This is a genomic window from Psychromonas aquimarina ATCC BAA-1526, from assembly GCF_000428725.1.
GTDB lineage: Bacteria > Pseudomonadota > Gammaproteobacteria > Enterobacterales > Psychromonadaceae > Psychromonas > Psychromonas aquimarina.
Genome location: NZ_KE386791.1, coordinates 20,898 through 43,312 on the forward strand (window position 1 = coordinate 20,898; position 22,415 = coordinate 43,312).

At 42.5% G+C, this 22,415-nt stretch carries 22 protein-coding genes; 13 read left to right on the forward strand and 9 right to left on the reverse strand.

Features of this window, described 5'->3' with window-relative positions:
- Positions 1-51: 51 nt before the first annotated feature.
- The 4 genes from G337_RS0119570 to G337_RS0119585 form a co-directional block, all read right to left on the reverse strand.
- On the reverse strand, positions 52-666 hold the full coding sequence (locus G337_RS0119570; RefSeq protein WP_028865335.1) for an HAD family hydrolase: 615 nt from the start codon (positions 664-666) through the stop codon (positions 52-54).
- A gap of 116 nt (positions 667-782) precedes the next feature.
- On the reverse strand, positions 783-1,223 hold the full coding sequence (locus G337_RS0119575) for a hypothetical protein (protein WP_028865336.1): 441 nt from the start codon (positions 1,221-1,223) through the stop codon (positions 783-785).
- Positions 1,224-1,299: 76 nt separating this feature from the next.
- Entirely contained in the window at positions 1,300-2,214 is a 915-nt protein-coding gene (locus tag G337_RS0119580; protein ID WP_028865337.1) for a LysR family transcriptional regulator, read from the reverse strand.
- A 238-nt stretch (positions 2,215-2,452) separates the two neighbouring features.
- Entirely contained in the window at positions 2,453-2,749 is a 297-nt protein-coding gene (locus G337_RS0119585) for a hypothetical protein (RefSeq protein WP_028865338.1), read from the reverse strand.
- 187 nt (positions 2,750-2,936) lie between these two features.
- Between G337_RS0119585 and G337_RS0119590 the strand changes: the two genes are divergently transcribed.
- The 6 genes from G337_RS0119590 (at position 2,937) to G337_RS0119615 (ending at position 10,218) form a co-directional block, all read left to right on the forward strand.
- The gene (locus tag G337_RS0119590) at positions 2,937-3,638 is read left to right on the forward strand and encodes a response regulator (RefSeq protein WP_028865339.1); all 702 of its coding nucleotides are present in this window, start codon (positions 2,937-2,939) and stop codon (positions 3,636-3,638) included.
- Positions 3,639-3,654: 16 nt separating this feature from the next.
- The gene (locus tag G337_RS0119595) at positions 3,655-4,941 is read left to right on the forward strand and encodes an ATP-binding protein (protein ID WP_028865340.1); all 1,287 of its coding nucleotides are present in this window, start codon (positions 3,655-3,657) and stop codon (positions 4,939-4,941) included.
- 148 nt (positions 4,942-5,089) lie between these two features.
- On the forward strand, positions 5,090-5,701 hold the full coding sequence (locus G337_RS0119600; RefSeq protein WP_028865341.1) for a MarC family protein: 612 nt from the start codon (positions 5,090-5,092) through the stop codon (positions 5,699-5,701).
- 61 nt (positions 5,702-5,762) lie between these two features.
- The gene (locus G337_RS0119605) at positions 5,763-8,165 is read left to right on the forward strand and encodes a DNA polymerase II (protein ID WP_028865342.1); all 2,403 of its coding nucleotides are present in this window, start codon (positions 5,763-5,765) and stop codon (positions 8,163-8,165) included.
- A gap of 221 nt (positions 8,166-8,386) precedes the next feature.
- Positions 8,387-9,163 (forward strand): substrate-binding periplasmic protein, encoded by a 777-nt coding sequence (locus tag G337_RS26895; RefSeq protein ID WP_037028223.1) that lies wholly within the window; start codon positions 8,387-8,389, stop codon positions 9,161-9,163.
- A 278-nt stretch (positions 9,164-9,441) separates the two neighbouring features.
- Positions 9,442-10,218 carry a substrate-binding periplasmic protein gene (locus tag G337_RS0119615; protein ID WP_051303434.1) on the forward strand — a complete coding sequence of 259 codons (777 nt, stop codon included), beginning with the start codon at positions 9,442-9,444 and terminating at the stop codon, positions 10,216-10,218.
- Between the two features lie 255 nt (positions 10,219-10,473).
- On the opposite strand, the gene G337_RS29445 is transcribed toward G337_RS0119615, so the two are convergent.
- Together G337_RS29445 and G337_RS0119625 are read right to left on the reverse strand one after the other, a co-directional pair.
- Positions 10,474-10,974, reverse strand: a complete 501-nt coding sequence (locus tag G337_RS29445) for a type II secretion system protein (RefSeq protein WP_028865344.1) — start codon at positions 10,972-10,974, stop codon at positions 10,474-10,476.
- A 302-nt stretch (positions 10,975-11,276) separates the two neighbouring features.
- Positions 11,277-11,777: a type II secretion system protein gene (locus tag G337_RS0119625; RefSeq protein ID WP_028865345.1), complete on the reverse strand. Its 501-nt coding sequence runs from the start codon at positions 11,775-11,777 to the stop codon at positions 11,277-11,279.
- Positions 11,778-12,482: 705 nt separating this feature from the next.
- On the opposite strand from G337_RS0119625, the gene G337_RS0119630 reads away from it, so the two are divergent.
- Both G337_RS0119630 and G337_RS0119635 read left to right on the forward strand, forming a co-directional pair.
- Positions 12,483-13,406, forward strand: coding sequence for a LysO family transporter (locus G337_RS0119630; protein WP_051303436.1), 924 nt, complete (start codon positions 12,483-12,485; stop codon positions 13,404-13,406).
- Positions 13,407-13,489: 83 nt separating this feature from the next.
- Positions 13,490-13,774, forward strand: coding sequence for a nitrogenase-stabilizing/protective protein NifW (locus G337_RS0119635; RefSeq protein WP_028865347.1), 285 nt, complete (start codon positions 13,490-13,492; stop codon positions 13,772-13,774).
- Between the two features lie 39 nt (positions 13,775-13,813).
- Here the strand turns inward: G337_RS0119635 and G337_RS0119640 are convergent, their stop codons facing one another.
- Entirely contained in the window at positions 13,814-14,545 is a 732-nt protein-coding gene (locus tag G337_RS0119640) for a DNA/RNA non-specific endonuclease (protein ID WP_028865348.1), read from the reverse strand.
- A gap of 709 nt (positions 14,546-15,254) precedes the next feature.
- Positions 15,255-16,010 carry a PEP-CTERM sorting domain-containing protein gene (locus G337_RS0119645; RefSeq protein WP_028865349.1) on the reverse strand — a complete coding sequence of 252 codons (756 nt, stop codon included), beginning with the start codon at positions 16,008-16,010 and terminating at the stop codon, positions 15,255-15,257.
- Positions 16,011-16,698: 688 nt separating this feature from the next.
- Between G337_RS0119645 and G337_RS0119650 the strand changes: the two genes are divergently transcribed.
- A complete protein-coding gene (locus tag G337_RS0119650) occupies positions 16,699-16,884 on the forward strand; it encodes a hypothetical protein (protein WP_157619408.1) in 186 nt (61 codons plus the stop codon).
- Between the two features lie 511 nt (positions 16,885-17,395).
- The gene (locus tag G337_RS0119660; RefSeq protein WP_028865351.1) at positions 17,396-18,406 is read left to right on the forward strand and encodes a substrate-binding domain-containing protein; all 1,011 of its coding nucleotides are present in this window, start codon (positions 17,396-17,398) and stop codon (positions 18,404-18,406) included.
- Between the two features lie 68 nt (positions 18,407-18,474).
- Here G337_RS0119660 and G337_RS0119665 read toward each other — a convergent pair whose 3' ends face one another.
- A complete protein-coding gene (locus G337_RS0119665) occupies positions 18,475-18,900 on the reverse strand; it encodes a universal stress protein (protein ID WP_028865352.1) in 426 nt (141 codons plus the stop codon).
- 350 nt (positions 18,901-19,250) lie between these two features.
- Here G337_RS0119665 and G337_RS0119680 point away from each other — a divergent pair, with 350 nt between their 5' ends.
- Genes G337_RS0119680 through G337_RS0119690 form a run of 3 tightly spaced genes read left to right on the forward strand, consistent with a single transcriptional unit; the run spans position 19,251 to position 22,410 of the window.
- Entirely contained in the window at positions 19,251-20,891 is a 1,641-nt protein-coding gene (locus G337_RS0119680; RefSeq protein WP_028865353.1) for a dihydroxyacetone kinase subunit DhaK, read from the forward strand.
- Between the two features lie 40 nt (positions 20,892-20,931).
- A complete protein-coding gene (gene sixA, locus G337_RS0119685; protein ID WP_028865354.1) occupies positions 20,932-21,384 on the forward strand; it encodes a phosphohistidine phosphatase SixA in 453 nt (150 codons plus the stop codon).
- Between the two features lie 57 nt (positions 21,385-21,441).
- The gene (locus G337_RS0119690; protein ID WP_028865355.1) at positions 21,442-22,410 is read left to right on the forward strand and encodes a nucleoside hydrolase; all 969 of its coding nucleotides are present in this window, start codon (positions 21,442-21,444) and stop codon (positions 22,408-22,410) included.
- Positions 22,411-22,415: the final 5 nt, after the last annotated feature.

A 22,415-nucleotide genomic window follows, 5' to 3' on the forward strand; every position in this document is an offset into this window, starting at 1 on the left:
ATTAAAACAAGCATCAAATTAGCTGTTTGATGCTTGTATATGCGAAGCTGTTTAAGTTACATTAAATCCAAATTCAATAAGATGCTGCTTTACTTCTTCTAGTCCCTGAGCCTGCCTGGCTATAAAGCCTTGTTTTTGTGCACCGGCGATATTCCCCGGATTATCATCAAGAAAGAGAATATTTTCAGGAGCAAGATTTAATTCATTAGCGACATAGATAAAACCATCGGGATCCGGTTTAGCAAAACCTATCTGGTGGGAAGCGAAACAGTGTTCAAAAAGCTTAGCCAGCTGCATCTCCTGCATTAATCTTGACCAGTGCAGACTATTGGTATTGGAGTAAATTGCAATTTTGGTCTGTTTTTTGAGTTTTTCAATCAGAGGGAAAACGCCGGGGAACAACGGGCCTGGCCATTTTGTAAAGGTATCAACAAAGTTTTCTGCGCTGGTATCTAAGGAAAATTCTGCAATGGTAAACTGAGCAAATTCTAAAGCACTGGCTTTGCCGGTTTGAAACTTGGTGACTACTTGTGAATGGTCCCATTGGTGTAGATTCGGAAGCCGGGAGGGATCTTCAAACCACTGTGTTTCAAAGGGCAGGCCGTTAAGCTGCACCAGTACACCGCCTAAATCAAAAAGTACTAGTTGAATGTCGTGCTTAAGCATCTGTTATTACCTCTTTAAATTGATGATTATCCCTTTGTTTACAACTCCCTGTGACTTTTCTGAAATAGATTAAAACTTTAGCTGGTTTTAAGCAAGACTGTTAAGCCCTGTTCCTGTTATGATCCCTGCTGCGACGCATCTAATTTCTGTTGTAACAGCTCCATCAGCTGGGCATTTAACGAGGCTAATTCAACTTCCATTGATCTGCTTTTCTGAACTGACTGCGGATCATCTTTGCCCCTTAGACTGGACAGTTCCTGAATGAGTGCTGCGATTTTTTCCTGTAGTGAAGTGATCATCTGATCCAGCTGTTCAGACGCTGATTTTTCGGTTTTTTCTGTTTGTCCTTTCCCCGCTATTTTTCGTAATGCCTGCTGGTTTTTATTCTGCATATTTTTTTCTTGCGCTTCCTTAGAGATTTCAACCTGATCACCCGGTGCAGAAGCAGCTTGTGAAGCAGATCTGTTTTCTTCTGTAGGAGCCGTTTGAGCCGAAACACTCTGCAGCTGCCGGTATTCGCTAAAAGAAGGACTGATTGTAATGGTCATTTTTTCCATAAGTATCGCCTTGAAAGGAGGATAAGCACTTTGTCGGCATCTTAACAGTAAACTTGAGCTGTTTGTATTCAGGTGTTTAGCACTCAGTGCGACCTGTATAAGCAGCAAAGTTGTCAACCACAAAATTAATAAAAACCCGCAGTCTGGCAGGTTGATACTTATCCTGCTGATAAAGCAGAAAAAACGGAGTAGAAGGGATTTCCCAGTCGCTAAATACTGGAACTAGTTGTTTTTTATCTATTTCACTGCTGCAGTAAAGCCGAGGTAAACGAACGATACCGTTACCTGCTTTTGCACTGTTTAGCATAGCGCGTCCGCTTTTACAGCGAAACGCTCCTTTAATTGCTGCTTCCACCTGCAGCTGTGGATCGTTTATATGATGAAAATGCCAGTGATTAATAGAGCCGGTAATGCACTGGTGCTCTTGTAGAGCTTTCGGATGTTCAGGGTAACCGCTTTTCTGCAGGTAAGCCGGACTGGCCAGAGTATCAATGGGAATATCCATTAACTTTCTGGCGATTAATCCTGAATCCTGCAGTTCACCCATGCGGAATACCAGATCAAATTCATCTTCAATCAGATCCACTCTTTGACTGCTGAAATCTAAATTAACGCTAATATCCGGGTACTGCTTAAGGAAGTCATTAATCATAGAGCAGATGATCTCTTCGCCGATAATACCGCCGACACTGTTGATATTGATATTTCCCTGCAGTTTCTGCGCATTATCAACAGTAGCTGCAACCGCCTGGTTGATGCCCTGCAGCGAGAGTAAGCAAGAGTCAAAAAACTGTTTACCTAAGTCAGTTAAGCGTTGTGAGCGGGTAGTTCTGGCAATTAATTTCACACCTAACTGTGTTTCCAGCTGATTTAACTGTTTGGACAGATGCGAGCGGGAGCATCCGAGAATGTCGGCAGCTTTCGTAAAGCTGCCCTGCTGTGCAATCAGTACAAAGGCTTTAATATCAGCCAGGTTTATCTCTTTTTCCATTAAAGCTTCTCATAAGTCTAAATTTACATTAACAGGGTAAATATAGTGATGATTATATATATCTATGGGGCATGGATAATAGAGTTATTGTAAAAACAATTTGAACCGCATTGCATTATTTTTTATTAACAACTGTGGGAGGCGCTTTATTTGGCAATAGTAAAAATGACCTTCAATCACTACGTGACTGCATTAGAAGGTCATTTAAAGCTTAGGGAAACTTATACAGCAGGCAGGTTTATTCCTTGTCGATAGAGCCGTTGATAGTGGTTCTATCTACACCGATAATACGGTTTAATACACCGCTTACTGAGGTTACATCATTAGGGGTAGTGGTGATGGTTTCAATTTTTGCACCTTCAGGGGCAAGGGCTAATGCACGTGTCTGCGTATCTGACGGCGGGATTTGTAAAAACAAGATATTGAAGCTTTCCGCATGTGTTGTAAAAGTTTCTTCGTTTGTACGGTGGCCGGAACAACCTGTTAGTCCAATAACGCCGGCAGCACATACTGCAGTCAGTAAATATTTTTTCATTATTTTATCCTTAATAGTTTCTTTGCAAGTGGTTGATGGAGGCATATTAACGGCTTTGATTACTGCAGTCTGTCCGGCTTTGTACTGCATTGTACGGGTTTGTATGGTTTTGCCTGGTGCGAATGGATTATACTGGGCAAACAATGTTAAGTTTGCTTTCTAATAAACTGCTATACCCTAGGAACATATGACCAATACTACAGCCGTACTTGTTGAAGATGACCAGAAGATTTGTGAGCTGCTGAGCAGTTATCTGCACAATAACCATTTTGATGTTACCTGTATCAATGACGGCGCGGATGCCGCTGCTGTTATTATTGCGCAGCAGCCGGATATCGTTATTCTCGATTTAATGCTGCCTAATGCCGACGGTTTTACTATTTACCGGCAGATTAAATCTTTATATCATGGAAAAATTTTGTTTTTGACCGCCAGTGAAGACGATTTAGATCAAGTGATGGCGCTGGAAATGGGGGCAGATGACTTTGTGAATAAACCCGTGCAGCCGAGGGTGCTGCTGGCGCGTTTGAGAATGCTTCTGCGAAGAGGTAACGAAGAGAAAACAGCGGCTCCGATCAGTAAAAATATCAATTTTGGCGATCTGCATTTAGATAATCAGCGTAAACAGTGCCGCCTTGCTGATGTCGATATTAAACTGACCAGCAGTGAATTCGATCTGCTGTGGCTGCTGGCCAGCCATGCCGAAGAAGTCCTGTCTCGAGAATATCTGGTTAAAACACTGCGCGGTATTGAATATGACGGTATCGACCGCACCATAGATAATAAAGTGGTTATACTGCGTAAAAAACTGGGCGACAATCCGGCATTGCCGCGAAAAATTATTACCGTAAGAAGTAAAGGTTACCTGTTTGTACCTGAGCGCTGGTAATGTTTAAGGATAACCTATGAAGAAGTTGTTTATTCTCACTTACCTTTTTATTGTAGTGACCTTTTTTTTTACTGTTATCGTAATGGATCAGTCGGAGCTTTTTTCTTCTGATCATTGGGATGAACAAAGCCTCAAGCAGGATATCAGTGCAACTAGTTATCTGCTTAATGAAATAGCCTTAAGTCATGATCAGGATTACGCCGAACAGGCTTTACAAAATTATATGCAGCTGATGCAGTTTAAGCTGACTGTATATAAAGATACAGATCCTGCACTAAGCAGTGAATTAAAAGAAAAAGTTATATCTGAAAAGCTGGCTGTAGAAGATGTTGACGACCTGCTCGCTTATTTTACTTTTGGTAATGAAAAGCATATATATAAAGTTGAATTAGATCTGCAGTCGCCATTCTGGCAGGAAGACAGTCGGCTGGAACTTCTGACGCTGCTGGAGATTTGTGCCGCGCTGGCATTGATTACATTTATTGTCCTGTTTGCTCTGAGCCGGCGGTTACGTCATCTGGAAAAAGTCTGTATTGCTTTTGCGGACGGGGATCTTGATGCCAGGGCGTCTACCCGTTTTGTGCGCCGGGTGGGAAATCTCAATTCGACTCTGAATTTTATGGCGGAGCGTATCGGCCAGCTTATCCGCAGTAATCGTAATTTAACCAACGCGGTTGCCCATGAGTTCAGGACACCGATTTTTCGTATTCAGTGTAATCTGGATATGCTCGATGATTCCAGCGTTCGTCCTGAACAGATGCCCTATCTTGAAGGCATGCAGGGGGATCTTAACGAGTTGTGCAGTATGGTGGAAGAGCTGCTGCATTTTGCTAAGATGGAACGCCTTGATACTCATTTAACCCTGCAGGAAACAGATATTCACTCTCTGCTGGATGCGCAGCTGCATCATCTGCAGTTTGAAACAGATAAAAAACTTATCTTAGAAACTGCCGGGCAGTGCATTGTGCCGATTGCAGTGCGGGCGTTTCAGCGGGCGGTGAGTAATATTATCCGTAACGGTTATAAATATGCGCAGTCAGAGGTGAGAATAGCAGTCCATAAATCGCTCTCAGAAGTCCATATCAGCATTGAAAATGACGGTCCGGTTATTCCGCTTGAAGATCGTGAGGCAATATTTGAACCCTTTATTCGTCTGGAAAAGTCGCGGGACCGGCAAAGCGGCGGCCATGGTTTAGGTTTAGCGATTGTGAAACAGATAATAAAGCAGCATAAGGGGCGTGTGTATATTTCCGACGGCCGCAGCGGGCCCTGTTTTAATATCATTTTACCTTTACAAGCTTAACCCGGCTAAGATCACGGCCGCGGTCAGTATTAATATTCACTAAATGTGCTCGGACTCTAGTGAAACAGTTTTGTAAGTTAAACGGGCTGTTATCTACTGTTACTTCATGAGATAGTCTGCCGAAACTTACTGATAAGGAATATTTATTATGGAAAACACATTTCCAGTACTGTCAACGGCTATCCTGATCTTTTTTATCCTGGATCCTTTCGGAAATGTGCCTCTGCTGCTGAGCATCTTAAAAAATGTCGATAAACAGCGCCACTCTAAAATCATTATCAGAGAGATGCTGATCGGATTTTTTATTTTAGTGACTTTTCAGTTTTTTGGAGAAAGGTTTTTAAGTATATTTCATCTGGAAACCCAGGCGATTACCATCGCAGGCGGCATTATTTTCTTTGTTATTGCACTGAAAATGATCTTTCCTGATCCCGGTGGTGAAAATATATTTGCCGCTAAAAAAGGGGATGAGCCGCTGGTTGTACCGATTGCTGTGCCGATGATTGCCGGGCCGGCCGCCTTAGCAACACTACTGGTTTTAGCAAAAACCAATACAGAGCATGCAGGCGGGCTGTTTATCTCTCTTTTTCTTGCCTGGCTGCTGGCCTCACTGGTGCTGCTTTTCTCTCCGCTGTTATATAAAATTCTTAAAGTCAAAGGTCTGGCGGCCCTGGAACGGCTGATGGGCATGCTGCTGCTGATCATGTCGGTACAAATGTTTATTGACGGGATCCGGGCACTGCTGCCGACTTTTGCCTGATTCTGCAGGTCAGCTGGCTTAGATTATGAGCCTCTGCCAATTTATGCGCTAGGTGCTGCTTATGTCCGAAAATCAATTATCCGAGCTGCAGGGATTAATTTTATCCCGTCAGCAGCACGAAACAGCACAGGGAGTTGAGCTGATTCTGTGGCTTGCTACTGAGCGCGGCCCTTGCAGGATAGTGATACCCGGTCAGCGTTATGTGTTTATTGTGCATCAGCAGGATCTGCCGCAGGCCGTTCATTTATGGTCTGAAAAAGGCCTGGCGGCACAGGAGATACGTCCATTACCCTTAAAATTATTTAACCAGCAGCCGGCAGCTGCGGTTTACTGCCTGACTCAGAAACAGTTTCGAGCGATGCAGGAGCTGTTAACTGCGGCTGCCGTTGCATTTTTTGAAGCGGATATTAAATTAACTGACCGTTATTTGATGGAACGCTTTATTTACGGCTCGCTAAAAGTCAACGCTGATATTAAGTGGAACGGCAGTTACTGGCTGTGCCGCACAACTAAAATATCTCCTGGAAATACAGCGCCTAAGCTTAAAATGGTGTCACTGGATGTGGAATGCAGTCCGCAGGGGCAGTTATACTCAGTTGGACTAAGTTTCGGTAATTACCCCTTAGCTAAAGAGGGCGGGCAGTATGCTGCGGTATTAATGACTGGTACTGCGCGGCCTGCAGATGATATCAATATTCACTGGCTAAAAGATGAACGGGCTCTGCTGCTTGCCCTGCAGGAGTGGTTTGAACAATATGATCCCGATGCGGTTATCGGCTGGGCGGTAGGCAGTTTTGATATGCGCCTGCTGGCTGAGAGGGCCGCTGTACATAATATGCAGCTGAAAATAGGACGAGACGGATCGCCGTTACGCTGGTTAACACACCGCAGCGATCCGCAGCAGGGGTCGGTGATTTTAAACGGCCGGGTGATTCTGGACGGTATCGAACAGCTGAAAAACGCCAGCTGGCAGTTTGAAAGTTTCAGCCTTGAATTTGTCAGCCAGGCGATGTTTTCTGAAGGTAAACTGATTAGTGATGTGCAGAATAAAGGTTTAGAAATCAAGCGTCAGTTTGAGCAGGAGCCGGTTTCGCTTGCCCGTTATAATCTCCAGGACTGCCTGCTGGTAGAACGCATTTTTGAAAAAGCCCAGTTAGCTGAATACTGCATACAGCGAGCGCGTTTAACCGGTTTAGCGCTGGACCGGCGCGGCGCTTCCGTAGCCGCCTTTACTAACCTTTATCTGCCGTTACTGCACCGCAGCGGTTATATTGCCCCCAATATTGGTGATATCGAAGCGCAGCATTCACCGGGCGGTTTTGTGATGGACTCCACACCCGGGCTTTATTCCTGGGTGCTGGTGCTTGATTTTAAATCCCTTTATCCGTCAATAATCCGTACTTTTAAAATTGATCCTATGGGGTTGATTGAAGGACTGCTGGAGCCTCAGTCAGATTCCCTGCCGGGTTTTCGAGGTGCAAGATTCAGCCGTAATAAACATCATCTTCCGGGAATCCTTGATAAATTAACCGCCGCCAGAGAGCTGGCTAAAAAGGAAAATAATCAGCCCTTTCAACACGCCATTAAGATTATTATGAACAGCATGTACGGGGTACTGGGCTCTGCAGGCTGCCGTTTTCATGATACCCGCCTGGCCAGTTCAATTACCCTGCGCGGTCATCAGATTATGCGCGAAACGCGGGACTTTATTGAATCACAGAATGAGCAGGTTATTTACGGCGACACCGACTCCACTTTTGTATGGCTGCAGGGCTGTGATAACGCTGCGGATGCAGGAGCTAGAGGTGAAAAGCTGGAAAAACAGATCAATAATTACTGGGCAACAAAGCTAAAAACAGAGCTGAATCTCGATTGTTATCTGGAGATAGAATTTGAAACTTGTTTTAGAAAATTCTTTATGCCGACACTTCGCGGCTCTGAAACCGGATCCAAAAAGCGCTACGTCGGACTGAAGCACAGCGATTCTGGTGAAAGCATGCTCTTTAAGGGCCTGGAAACAGTACGTTCAGACTGGACTGAGCTGGCACAGGAGTTCCAGAAAAGCCTCTATACAAAAGTGTTTGCCGAGCAGCCGGTTGATGAGCTGATAATTAACACGGTTAATGAATTAAAGGCAGGAAGTTTTGATCATAAACTTATTTATCATAAACGTCTGCGCCGCCCTTTAGATGCTTATCTAAAAAATGTGCCGCCGCAGGTCAGGGCCGCCCGTCTGGCAGATCATAATAACGCGCAGCTTGGCCGGCCTTTACGTTATCAGCGACGCGGGCGGATCGCTTATCTTATTACCGTTAACGGGCCTGAGCCGCAGGAGTACCTGAATTCTGCCATCGATTATCAGCATTATATTGATAAACAGCTTAAACCGATTGCAGAAGCTATTCTGCCCTTACTCGGCAAAGATTTTGATCAGCTCACTTCTGATCAAATGTCTCTTTTTTAAATACGTCCTGCTCTGATAACTGTATTTATATCAGGGCACACTTCAAAGATAAACCGCTCCTGGAGTTCAGCTGTTTGACATGATTTTTTAAATGACCTATACCTCAATAAGATGCTTGTTAAAGCTTTTTATCCGTGACGTTCATTAATGACAGCACCTTGGGAATTTAACGTGTCAAGATGAAGGAATTACTGAATATTTAATAATTAGAGGGAGTTATCATGTTACTTATTCATAATTGTAAGAAGATCTTAACTGTTCTGGTCCTAGTCTTGTTTGGCGGTGGTGTAAATGCGCAGGGCTTAAATAGTATCGAAATACTGACGGAAGCATATCCACCCTACAACTTCCGAGACGGGGGAATACTTAAGGGAATTGCCGTGGATCTGCTGGTTGCGGCTACTCATAAAATGCAGACACCCATTAAACGTGAGCAGGTAAAATTACAGCCCTGGGCTCGTGCTTATCGTAAAGCGCTGGACGGCCCGAATGTTGCGCTTTTTTCAACAACCCGTAGTGCAGAGCGGGAAAGTAAATTTAAATGGGTGGGTCCTATCGCTAAAACGCGTATTGTGGTTCTAGCTAAGAAAAGCAGTAATATAAACATCTCATCAGTAGAAAATCTTAATAACTATAATATCGGAGTGATCCGCGATGATATTGGTGAGCAGCTGATTAAAGAAGCGGGAGTTTCGGAAAGTAAAATACAACGGGCGACCAATGCCAACTCTCTGGCAAAAAAATTGAATGCCGACCGTATACAGCTCTGGGCCTATGAAGAAAATGTGGCACGCTGGTTTATCAAAACCAACAATCTTGAAAATGATGACTTTGTTGTTGTGCATGTATTAAAAGAAGGCGAGTTGTATTATGCATTTAGTAAAGATGTCAGTGATGCGTTGACTGATAGTCTGCAGAAGGGCTTAGATCAGGTAAAATCAGAACCGGGTAAAATCGGCAAAACCCTGTACGATGATATTTTGAGTAACTATTTGTAAACTGAATACGCTGTTTAATTTTAAACAAAGCCTATTAATAAATTAATGCCTGTTAGTTCTGCTGCAGGCATTTTTTTTGGATTATTGCCGCATTGTTCTGTTTAATCATTTCAGATTGCTTATGTGCTGTCGCTTTTTAATATTAGCTGTTAAATCAACCATATCGGTTTGACATGGTTTTTAATCGTAACCTACACTTATAAATATTGTAGTGAAACAGCCTAGGCGCTGAAGAGTGAGATATCTGTGAATATTTTTTAATAATAGGAAGGACTATCGTGTTACTTATTCGTAGTTTAAAAAAATTATGGACTGTTTTTCTGTTAACTATATTCTGCGCTTCTGCAAATGCGCAGGACCTGCAGGATGTTCAACTTCTGACCGAAGCGTATCCTCCCTATAATTATAGTTCCGGGGGAATACTTAAGGGAATTGCAGTGGATCTGCTGATAGCAGCTTCTCATAAAATGGAGACGCCTATCAGGCGGGACACAATAAAGCTTCAGCCTTGGGCCCGGGCTTATCGTAAGACGGTGGAGGGCCCTAATATGGGGCTTTTTTCAATGACCCGTACCCAAGCTCGTGAAAAAAAATTCAAGTGGGCGGGCCCGATTATCAAAACACGCATCGTGATTATGGCTAAAAAAAGCAGCGCTATCACAATATCATTGCCGGATGATATTAAGAATTATGATATCGGCGTAATTAGAGATGATATTGGTGATCAGATAATTACCGCATTAGGAGTGCCGGAAGATAAAATACAAAGGGGAGCGAGTGCCAACTCTCTGGCAAAAAAACTCAATGCTGATCGTATACAGCTTTGGGCATATGAAGAAAATGTAGCGCGCCTGTTTATCAAAACTAACGATCTGGATAATGATGACTTTGTTGTTGTGCATGTATTAAAAGAGGGAGAGTTGTATTATGCATTCAGTAAAGATGTTGATGATGCATTGATTGAAAAACTACAGAAGGGGTTAGATCAGGTAAAAGTGTCGCCGGGTAAAATAGGCAAAACGCTTTATGATGATATTTTGAGCAATTACCTGTAACAAGGTGGTTTTTAACTTAATGAAAGAGATGCCTGAGACTTAACAGTATCAGGCATTTTTTTTGATTGTCGTTTTAGCAGGCTAATAATACCAATTCCATTAATTAGGTGATCTATTTAGGTGTAGGAAAAATGAATGAAAGCAAGGCATTGATTGCAGTAACTAGTTGTTCTAATTGCAAAATAAATAACGAAGTTAGCATTCATTTTAACCAGCATAAATGAATAGAAAATTAGCGGATTTGGTATAATATCATTAGCATCCGTCATAAAAACGGTTTATCTTTAATTCATTGAATACGACAGGCTCGTCTTCGACAACAGTGTAGGGCCTGGTTAATTGAATATAACACTGCTGTGTGTCTATTTCGTGCGCGCTTAATTCTTTATCGCCGAGATAAACAAAAGTCGTCTGTGACGAAATTTTATCATAGCTGGTCGCCATAAAATCTTCAAAAAACATAGCATTTTTCAGATGTTCTGCATTGATACTCATATGATCATTCAGCACATACAGATCCGTATCCGGGATGTTAGTAATAGTGTTGGAGCTTTTAATTCCGGCAATTTTGGCTTTGCCCATTACCAGGCTGTCGGTTGATCTTACTGCGCCGGCGAAGCTGTCCAGGGAGGCTTTTTTGGCATCTGCGCTTAGACTCATAAACTTGGGGACAGCAGCGGCTGAAAGAATACCAAGAATCGCAATGACGATGATTAATTCGATTAAGGTAAAACCTTTATTACTATTTAACTTCACTATAACTACCATTTTCAAAATTGAATTAACCGGCAGGATTCTTATCCTACCGTGCATAAGCTGTCAGAAACAGGTCTGACAATCTGCTTTGTCACTGCGCAGGGCTCTGAAACCTGCTGACAAAACAATTTAGCTGTTGTTCAATCCATGAAACCAGAAATTATTAAGAAATTCATACGCGAAAGAAAATTTACAAGATCTCTTCAACGCTCATTCTTGAGCTGACTATTATTATTTTCTGCCTGATGTCTAACAGCATCCGACACTTTTTAGACTGCTTTTTTAGAGGATTACAATGTTGTTCAGCATCCGTCATAAGAGCGCTTTATTTTTAAATCGCCATATACGATAGGCCCGCCTGACTCCTGAACTGAGGGTCTTGTTAAGTGAATATAACACTGCTTTTGGCCTAACTCTTCCATGGTTAATTCTTTTTTACCAAGATAAACATAGGTAGACGGCAGAAAGGTTTTATTAAAGTCAGTGGCCATGAAATCGTCAAAAAACATGGCATTTTTTAGATGTTCAGGTTTGATGCTCATATGATCATTAAGCACATAGAGATCAGTATTTGGAATCTGTGTAACAGTGTTTGAGTTTTTAACGTTGGCAATTTTGGCTTTGCCCATCACCAGACTGTTGGTTGATCTTACCGCGCCGGCGAAGCTGTCCAGGGAAGCTTTTTTGGCATCTGCTGACAGATCTATAAATTTGGGAATTGCCGCCGCTGAAAGAATGCCCAGGATAGCAATGACGATGACTAGCTCGATTAAAGTAAAACCATTACTGTTTTTTAATTTCATTATAATTACCATTTTCAAAATTGAATGAAAGGCTGAGATGATTATTCATCTAAACCAGCATAAGTTGTCAGAAACAGGTCTGACAGTCTGCTTTGTCACTGCGCAAGGCTCTGAAACTTGCTGACAAAACAACCTAGCTGTTGTTCAATCCATGAAACCAGAAATTATGAAGAAATTCCGATACTAAAAAGAGGGGGCTGTTCTTATAAAAAGTAACTACAGCATCTCTTTAATGTACTTGTCATTCTAACATTGCTTATTCTTAACTGTTTGATTTGTTATGCGAATGTAGAGGTTAATCATAAAAAAATAATCACTGCCTAACATTTGTACAGATAAATATAACACTTGGAATATGGGCGCCATTGTGCCAGCAAAAGCACCATGAGCAACTCATATTTTTAACGTGTTGAAGTGAATTTATTAACTCTATATGGCTATTTTGCTTGCGAAGTAAACTGCGTTGTTTGTCCTTATTAAGCTGCTGTTAAGCAAACCGCAGCTGCCGGACTTATAGCCAAGCCTGCTGTGAAATGAACTGTCATAGTTCGTTACACTTAACCGCTGGTTTTATCAGAAAAAATTATTACCGGCAGCAAATAAAGTGAATTATTTAGTGTATTCTTCACAACCTCTATTAATTTTTTTGATTTGAAGCTCAGCAGGGCGTTTTTAATTTACTGCAGCTGAGGAAGGTTACTTTTTATGCTGACAATTTTTTATTCCATTATGCCTATTCTTGCAGCCCTAATTCTTGGCTATGCAGTCGGAAAAAGCAGACCGCAAAGTTTCCCGGCCATTGCCGGCAGGCTGATAGGACCGCTGGTTTGGCTGCTGCTGTTGTCAATTGGTGTTGAATTTGCAGAAGTTTTTAAAGATCCGGCAACGGCAGGAAGAAGTATATATTTAGCCTCTGTATTTTCACTGTTGAGTACTTTCGGCTCCTGTTTACTTATTTACATTTTTTTCTGTAAATCAACCGGACAGCCGCAGAGCCGCTCAGCTCCAAAAGGTAAAACAAATTTTCTTGAGCCGGTGAAAGAGTGTGTTATTGCTTTTTCCATGGTTTTTATCGGTGTATTACTTTCCTGCCTGCCGTTTTCAGCAGGAGAAGTCCTGGCACACCTGCCTGTTAGCGATGCGCTTCTTTATACCTTGGTTTTTTTTGTCGGTATCGATATTGTGAATGTACAACTGACTGCGGTATGGCGATCGTCAAAGGTTATTGTTATCCCGGTGTTAGTTGTTATCGGCTCTCTGATCGGCGGTGCCGCCGCTTCGTATATTTCCCAGGAAGATCTTAATACATCTTTAGCTTTATCCAGTGGTTTCGGCTGGTTTTCACTCTCTGGAGTACTGGTCTCCAGTAAGTTAGGGGCTGTTTATGGAACAGCTGCACTGCTGACAGATCTGTTTCGTGAGCTGCTGGCTATTCTTCTTTTATACCTGTTCGGATATAAGTATGCCCGCGAATGTATCGGCGCCGGCGGTGCAACATCACTGGACACAACTCTGCCGATAATTAAACAGAGATGCGAGTCAGATCATATCCCTGCTGCGCTGGTCAGCGGCTTTATTCTGACTTTAATAGCGCCGCTTTTAATGACTTTTTTATTGTCAGCAGCTTAAGACAGCCTGCTGCAGAAGCTTTAACTGAACACAATGAGTTATACTATTACTGTTTTGTGAAACGCAGGCGGTAGCGGGGATTTATGGATAGGGAAAAACCACAGAGTATACAGGAGCAGATCCGCTCTTTCTCCACTATTGAACAAGCTTTAGACTTTTTTGAAATTAGTTTTGATCAAACCTTTGTTGAGTTATACCGGCAGGAATTATTAAAGCGTTTTCTCGGTAATCTGATACTTAGTAAAGCACAGGACTGGTTTGACGGACGGCGCGCTTTGAAAAATGCCTATTGTAAAATTCAGCGCGGCAGATTAGATAAGAAAAGCCGCTCAGCTTGTAGAGGATGTACCTCCTGCGAGCGGCGTTAACTGCTGATAATCTGCTTTAGACCATCAGCAGTTTAGCTCTTACCACATATCCCAGACAACCGCTTCGATGCTGTTTTCTGTACTGTCAGGCAGATCGCTGAAGAAATCCAGATTAGTTAGTCTTTCAACTTCATCCACTGTAGTAATAAAGTCAGCTAACTCTGAAGAAGAAACTTTTCTGTGCGGTACGATAAAGGCAATAGCATCATTATAGTAAGGATCAAGAATCACCTTGTAGAAAGAGTTTGGAATATAGATACCGTTACCAATATAAGTTTCATTGCCGTCCCAGATAGGCCCCGTTACTACATATAATTCATCATAGTCATTAGCCCATTTACGCACTTTTTCTTCCAGGCCTTTCCAGCCGCCGCGGTTAAAACCAGGAAGCTGCGGTGACATATTTGACATCAGGAAGCTTTCTTTCATTGCTTCTTGAGTGAAATCCATAGTGCCGGACGGCGCTAGATGACCACGATCATAACCAGTCTTAGTATAATCACCGCTTGTAGCACGATGAGCTGCCGGTAATTCATAATCTGTTTTAAAGTTATTTGAACGTTCAAAGAAAGCATTTACGCTGTCACGGGTAATATGGTAAGCAACCCAGTCGGCCACTTTATACTGATAGTTATAACCAACGGCATAACCAGCTCGGCATAGCTGTTGATCACTGGCGCTTGGCGCGCCTTTTTCCAAGTGTTTGAAACAGGCTGCATTTGCCCCTAGGGATAAACAAAGTCCGAACAAGGTAATTAATATTTTCTTCATTTTAAAACTCCATAGTGTCTGCTTAACTAACTGTGACGGTTAAGGGCGCGCTCTTGCTTTGTCTGCACTTCAGCATTGATAAAAGTTTCTGTGCTGACTCCATGCTCAAGAGATTTCCTTATCCATTTTTGCGTAAATAAATTGACCGGCAGTAAGCCTTGAATATTTATTCACGATACTTGCCTGCTGCTCAATTTATGGCCACGCAGTTTATTTTTTAAGCAACAGCAAAAGTGTGAGTTAAAGCAATAGAATAATATTTTCTTCATTTTTATTTTTTGCGCTAACAAAATGTGTTGTTTATATAAAGGTGATTACTTTGTTTGTGTGATCGTGTGCATGCTTTTGTTTTTAATGTGGAATTGTTGTTTTGCGTGGTTGGTCACGACTAGTGTTTTTTAGGTAATTATTACCTTTTATTTGTTGGTTGTGCAGCTGGTTTATGTTTCTGACGGTGTTTAAAAATTGCGCGGAAAGTCTTTTTTAGTTTTTTACAATTATTCATTCAATATTAAGTGTTCCTTAAGTATTCAATCTTAAAGTTACTTTAGACAGTCACTTTGCAGGGATAATATGAAATGTGAACAGCACATACACTTAAAGGTGATTAATGCACACCTGTAGATATTTATGCCGTTTTTTTGCTGAAGAATCATTGCATAAAGAAAAACAGCCCTGAAAGAGGGCTGTTATATGAACAACTGATATTTTAAAGGACTTTACGGCGTCGGAAAACAGCGATGCCGATCAGGCCTAATCCAAGTACCATGATTGAAGCAGGCTCTGCAACACCCACTCCGCAGTTTACCTGGCAGGTATCTTCTTCAAAACCGCTGTAGGTCACTGCCTGTTGAGAGTAATTGTAGAAACCGAAACGGCCTGCGCTGTTGGTTAGGCCGGCTACATCTATTACAGTTTCATTATTAAAGATATCACCGTCCAGGCTGATTGTAATTGCAGTATCGGTGTAACCTAATGAAAAATCATAAAGAGTATTATCAACCCAGCCGTTAGTGGTGCTTTGGTTGGTTGCTAAAGTTGTAATACCTGTTCCTGTGTGGTCCCAGAAATTTTTGGTACCGGCTGATATTTTGTAAAGTCCGAACCCTTCTTTGGCTGCTCCCTGGTTGCCTTGTTTCCAGTCGAACAGATAATAATCATCTAATCCGTTGTATCCAAATACGAAGCCTACATAATCATTATCCCAGTAGCCTGCGCTGCCGTTTTGGATAAAGCTGCCGTTAAACTCTTTATTAATAAAAGATTCCGGGCTGACAAAATATGTGGGGTTGCCGTTAATTGACTGATAGACACTGTCTCCTGGACCGGAAACTGTCCAGTTACCATTGCCGAGCGGTCCTTCTTGAGTCCATGTATTTAAGTCGATTGGTGCTGCTTGTGTAGTAAGCGAAAATGCAGCTGCAATGATGGATGCAGTGATCAGCTTAGTTAATGAGATTTTCATATTTACTAAATCCTTATATTTTCGATAGTTTTGTATTTTTTACAAAACTAACCGTTAGATTAAGTACTTTTTATGTGTTTTTTTATTGCTTGCATATATTTAAAGCATATCTTAGGCCAACTTAAAATGTCCTTGTAAAACAATGTGTTACTTTTATCTGAAAAAAATAAGAGTAGTATGAATAATACATTTGTAAATATTATCGACAGACTGTATATCGAGCTGTGTCCATGCGGTTTTTAATAGTGGGGCTGCTAGTGTGCTAACATACTTAATTCAAACGAAGTTGTTATTTTTAGCAGGCACCGGCTGGTGAAGGGGAATTAAACGCTGTATATACTGAATCTTCAGTCCTGGTAATACGGTGGTAATGATAATCACTATTACTTGCTGAAATTCAAGGTGTTGTGCCGGGTAAGTTTTGTATATTAGATCTGAACGCGGGGCCGTTTGATATGCTGCTGTTATCAGTCACTTTGCTTTATACAAATCAGCTGCTCTGTTAATCTTTTCGACACTCTTTTGCAGATTAACGGCTAGGAAAATTGACCGGCAGACAGTTGTTAAATTATTACAGCTTTTTATTTACCGACACAAAATATCTGCAATTTTTTGAGCTGTAATACGTTCTTCTATTATGTGTCTGCAATATTTCTATGCAGATTTTATGGAAAACGGAGAAATGATTATGAATAAATTAATTAGTCTGTCAGCCGCAGTTATTATGGCTGTCTCTCTATCTATTTCACCTGCAGCTGCCGTATCTTCAAATCAACTGCTTGCTGAGGAAAGTGTTCAGGCGAATAACTGTACTAAACTAACGGGCGTCGCAAAAAGAGACTGTTTAATTAGATTATTAGGAAGTCACCAGTAGTGACACTCCTGTCAGTTTCTATAGCAGCCCCGTTAAGCATCTTTCAACCTCCGCCTAACGGGGCGCCAGGCGGCTGTTTTAAAGTTAATGCAGCTGTCGTTTTATCTTGAGCTGTATATAAGCATATCCCGCTTTTGCAATGCATTATAAACACCTTTTCTGCCAGCCGGGTTAAACCTGTTCTGACGGGAATCTGCTGCTTTTTTCCAGGCGCTTTCGCGTCACTATAAAAACATATCTGCAATTCATTGTGTTAAACTGAAATATTGTCTTGAACGTACGCCTGAATGATTTCTAGGGGGCTGCATTTTTTTGTAAAACGGAGCGTATCTGTATTTAACAAAGTATGAGAGGACACCTCAGCATTTATTTTATAAAATCATTTATTATTAATATTTGATATATCAACAGGATACGCCCAGATGATTGGGTTCTATAATAAGGTTATATTCCGGATTTAATCTGCCGGGGATGAAATTACGGGCACCTTAAGGAAGGAGTTGCACGAAATATGGGGAAGAATACAGTTAAATCGGTGTTACTATTGATAATAATAACCCTGTTACCGGTATTTTCAGTTAGTGGTAAAACATTGAAATTTGCGGTTGTTGCAAAATTTCAGGGAGTGTTTTTTGATCAAAGTGGAGACGGCTGCAGAGAGGCCGCTGCTGAGTTAGAAGAGGTAGAATGCATATACCTGGCACCGAAAAAAGGAGATGTGCGGCTGCAGGATAAAATGATTAAACAGATGATCAATGACGGTATCGATGGTATCGCAGTCGCCGTAACGGAATCTGATTTTCTGGCAAGGAACAGTATGCAGAAAGCCATACAATCGGGAATTCCTGTTGTTACTTATGACTCTGATTTTGATGCCCCTACTCGGGAGAAATATAAAAATCTGCGCCGAGCATATATCGGCACAAACAATTTTGAACTTGGCAGAGCATTTGGCGAACAGTTAAAAAAATTACGACCTGACGGCGGTAAACTTATTATTCAGACCGGGCGGCCGGATTCTCCCAATTTGAATTTAAGGGTGATGGGCGTACGCTCTGCTTTATCCGGAAAAATATACCAGACTCCTCCTGGAGAAATACTCAAAAATGACAATGGCTGGACTGAGGTACGGCTTCCTATCCCGAATTACGACAAGATAAACCGGGCTGTTAAGCAGATGGAGTCTATTCTCAAGGCACAGCCGAATCAAGCCGACTCCTTTATTGCTGTCGGCGGCTGGGCACAAAATGATGAGTATCAATATCGCAGGATGATTGATCCGTTCAAACAGAAACTTGCACAAAAGCAGGTTGTGGTTATTATTTCTGATGCATCTGAAGGGCAGTTAGCTATGTTACGGGATCATCTTGCACATGGAAATGTAGGGCAGAACCCCTATGAAATGGGCAGGCTGGCGATTTCCACACTGCTGAAAATTGTTAAAAAACAACCCTATGAAGAAATGATCTACACTCCTTTGTCATACTGTACACCTGAAAATTACGCGGTTTGTACCCATTAAAACGCAGCCGTTTCAAACTCAGTGAAAAGCACCCGCGCTTATAGAAACTCGGGTGCTGATTAGGATGATTACAGCTGAATAATTAACAAGTCGGTTACTGATGTGTTCAGCAGCTTGCGTACGGAGGAGAGCAGGCGGCTCCAGAAATCATGATGGTGGCCGCACACCAGTAAATCTGCATTTAAGTTTTTAATTGTCTCGTTAAGCTTTTTATTTAAATCACCGGTTACACATAAGCAGTTAGCAACTGGATATTCAGTTTTATCGGCTAACATCTGCATCTCTTTATGCAGAGATTCGTCTGCCGGACCGCAGGTCTCCAGTTTATTAAATTCTGCATAACTTAATCCCGTGTAATGAGCCGCGTAATCTATGTCGACATAAATCAGTGACAGTCTTGCATTGAAACTTTTCGCCAGTGAAACGGCTTTGGCAATAACAATTCCGCTGCTTTCTGATAAGTCGACAGCGACCAGTATGTGTTTATAACTCATAGTGTTTCTCCTGATTAACAGACTCTCTTACAAGCCTAGCACTATCGCGGCCGCTTTCACGCAGGGCTGATGAATTTATCTGTTTTAAAACTCCTAAATAAGAGGTCTGCAGCATAATTGTCTATGCAGACATTGGATATTTGTACTTACGTAGCATGTAGTTAAGTCAAAAATTCTGCGGTATATCACTAAAACGGCAGTCTATCTCTCAGGTTATATTTATCTAGTACTATGATTTCAAAGGATATGCTATATGTATATTTTTCGTTTCTTTGATTTTCAGGCGCAGTGGATCAATCAGGTTTACTGCTGTTTTCATCTTAGTATTAATGACACTTAATGGAGTTAATATGAGTCGATTTTTTATCAACAGCAAAGCCGCTTTAGTCGATGATGCAGTTGACGGTATTTTGTACAGCAATAAACACAATAATCTGGCACGTCTTGATGTTGATGCGCAGATCAGAATCGTTATTCGAAGCGACTGGAAGCAGGATAAAGTTGCTCTTATTTCCGGCGGCGGTTCCGGCCATGAACCTGCTCATGCTGGTTTTGTGGGTAAAGGCATGCTGACAGGTGCAGTATGCGGTGAGCTGTTTGCTTCGCCGAGTGTTGATGCCGTATTGAATGCTATTGTTCATGTAACCGGTGAAAAAGGCTGCTTAGTTATTGTGAAAAACTATACCGGTGACCGTTTAAACTTCGGCCTGGCTTGTGAAAAAGCCAAAAAAATGGGCCTGAAAGTGGAGATGGTGATCGTTGATGATGATATTTCCATTCCTGATAATATTAACCCCCGCGGCATTGCCGGCACATTATTTGTGCATAAAATTGCAGGTTACTTAGCTGAGCAGGGGGCTGAGTTAGCTGCAGTCAAAAGTGCCGCGCAGGGGGCTGTTGATGCAGTATCAAGTATCGGCGCCGCACTGTCCTGCTGTTCACTGCCGGGTGAAGAAACCAGCCGGTCTATTGTCGAAGGCAAAGTCGAACTGGGACTTGGTATTCACGGTGAGCCTGGAATTACCACCATTGATTTCACCAGCAGCCGTGATCTGGTGGATCTTATGACCGCTAAGCTTAAAGCTTGTTTATCTTCTGAGGATGCAAAAACTGCCGTAATGATTAATAACCTCGGTGGTGTATCACAGCTGGAAATGAGCTTGATCTGCAAAGATATTCTCGAATCAGAACTGCGCGATAATATTCATTTAGTTGTGGGACCGGCGGCCCTGATGACCTCTATTGATATGAAAGGTTTCTCAATATCGATTCTGGAGCTTAGCGATGCACATCTACAGGCACTGTCGGCACCTGTCGAAACACAGGCATGGCTCCCGCCGCTTGAGCTGCGTCAGTTAAATGTAGTGAAAAAATCTAAAGTTGCGGTTAATTCTTCTTTTGAAGCCTCAGAAAACACAGCCGCCGCAGCTGTTGTGACTAAAATAAGCGGAGCATTAATTGCGGCGGAAAAAGAGCTCAATCATCTTGATTCTCTAGTGGGGGACGGTGATACCGGCTCTACGTTTGCTGCTGGAGCCCGTTATATTCTGGCGCAGCTTGAGGCTGAAAAACTGCCGCTCAATGACAGCGGTTCCCTGCTGAATGTGATTGGCGAGCAGCTTGCCGCTGTGATGGGCGGCTCATCTGGTGTGTTATTTTCAATATTCTTCACAGCAGCGGGGCATGATTATAATCAGCATGCTGATACAGTGACAGCGCTTAAAGCTGGACTTGCACAGATGATGCATTACGGTGGAGCAAAACCCGGCGATCGCACCATGATTGATGCCTTATATCCGGCTTTTATCGCCTGGGAAAAAGACGGCTTACAAGCAGCTGTTGAAGCCGCCCGCATTGGCGCAGAAAGTACTTCAGGCATGGTTACTGCGAAAGCCGGCCGCTCCTCTTATCTGAGCCGCGACAGTCTGAAGGGGGTTAAAGATCCGGGAGCACTGGCTGTTGAACGGGTATTTGAGGCCTTTAGGGTTTAAAAAATTACAGGACAGCAGTCCACTTCTGAGGATTTTTAATATGAAAACGCTTTATTTCGTTCAGCATGGAGCTGCACTGTCTAAGGATGTAGATGCGAAAAGACCCTTATCGAATACCGGCAGTGAGCAGGTTAAAAGAGCCGCCGCTTACTTAAAGGCTCATAACGTTATTATCCGTAAAATTTGTCACAGCGGAAAGCTGCGGGCTGCGCAGACTGCCGCTCTGTTTTCTGAAATTCTGGCCGTAGAGCAGGTATCTGAGCTGAGCGGAATGAACCCCAATGATAATCCCTCTGAGCTGATTAAACAGATCAGCGAAGATGCGGTTATGTATATCGGGCATTTACCCCATATTCAGAAAGCAGCCGCCGGGGTTATTACTAACAATAGTGAGCATCCACTGCTTAAATTTCAGAACTCTGCGGTTGTCTGTATTGAACTTGATAAAGGTGTCGGCTGCATAAAGTGGTTTATCACACCAGATATGTGTTAGATGCAGACGGATTAGTTTTTATTTTGAAGTACGCTGAACAATAAAGGTATAAATAATATGGTAAAAAAAATTATTCTGGATACGGATCCGGGAATAGATGATGCAATGGCGATTATCTTTGCCGAGGCGAGTCCCGATATTGAACTTACTGCATTGACGACGGTTTTTGGTAATGCGACCATTGAAAATTCAACGCGTAATGCTTTGTACTTAAAGCAAAAATATCAGTTAAAGGCGGATGTTGTCCAAGGTGCCGCTAAACCGTTTTTGAGAGCGCCGGTCGGTGCGACTACTGTTGTTCATGGGGAAAAAGGCCTAGGTAATATTGAGGCACCGGAGCATCTTGAGGTTGAAGCCGATTCCCGTCCTGCTTATCAGTATATTATTGATGCGCTGACAGCAGAGCCGGGTGAAATTACTCTGGTTGCCGTCGGACCGCTGACTAATCTGGCGCTAGCATTGGAAGCGGAACCTGAAATTGTTAACCTGGTAAAAGAAGTAGTTGTGATGGGCGGGGCATTTGGTGAGAGCGGTCATAGAGGAAATGTTTCGCCCTATGCTGAAGCTAATATTTATGACGATCCCCATGCCGCCGACAGAGTATTTTCTGCTGACTGGCCGGTGGCGATTATCGGCCTTGATGTGACCGAAGAGAGTTTCTTCAGCAGTGAATATCTGGATCAGCTGCGTGATGATGCGGGTGAGGTTGGTCAGTTTATCTGGGATGTAAGCCGCTATTATCTTAAGTTTTATTCTCAAAGGGTAGGACTGCAGGGCTGTCATGTTCATGATCCTTCCGCCATTGCTTATGTGATAGATCCGCAGCTGTTTACCATGCGCAGAGGTCCTGTGCGGGTGGTAACCGAGGGCCCGGCTGCCGGTTATACGATACAAAAGTTTGATCAGCGTAACTATATGCATGATGAATGGTCGGGTGGTGCGCAGCTGGTGGGCGTGAAAGTGCACAGTGAGTCTTTACTCGAGCTTTATCGGCAGACTGTCATAAGTTTTAGTCAGAGCAGGTAAGTAGT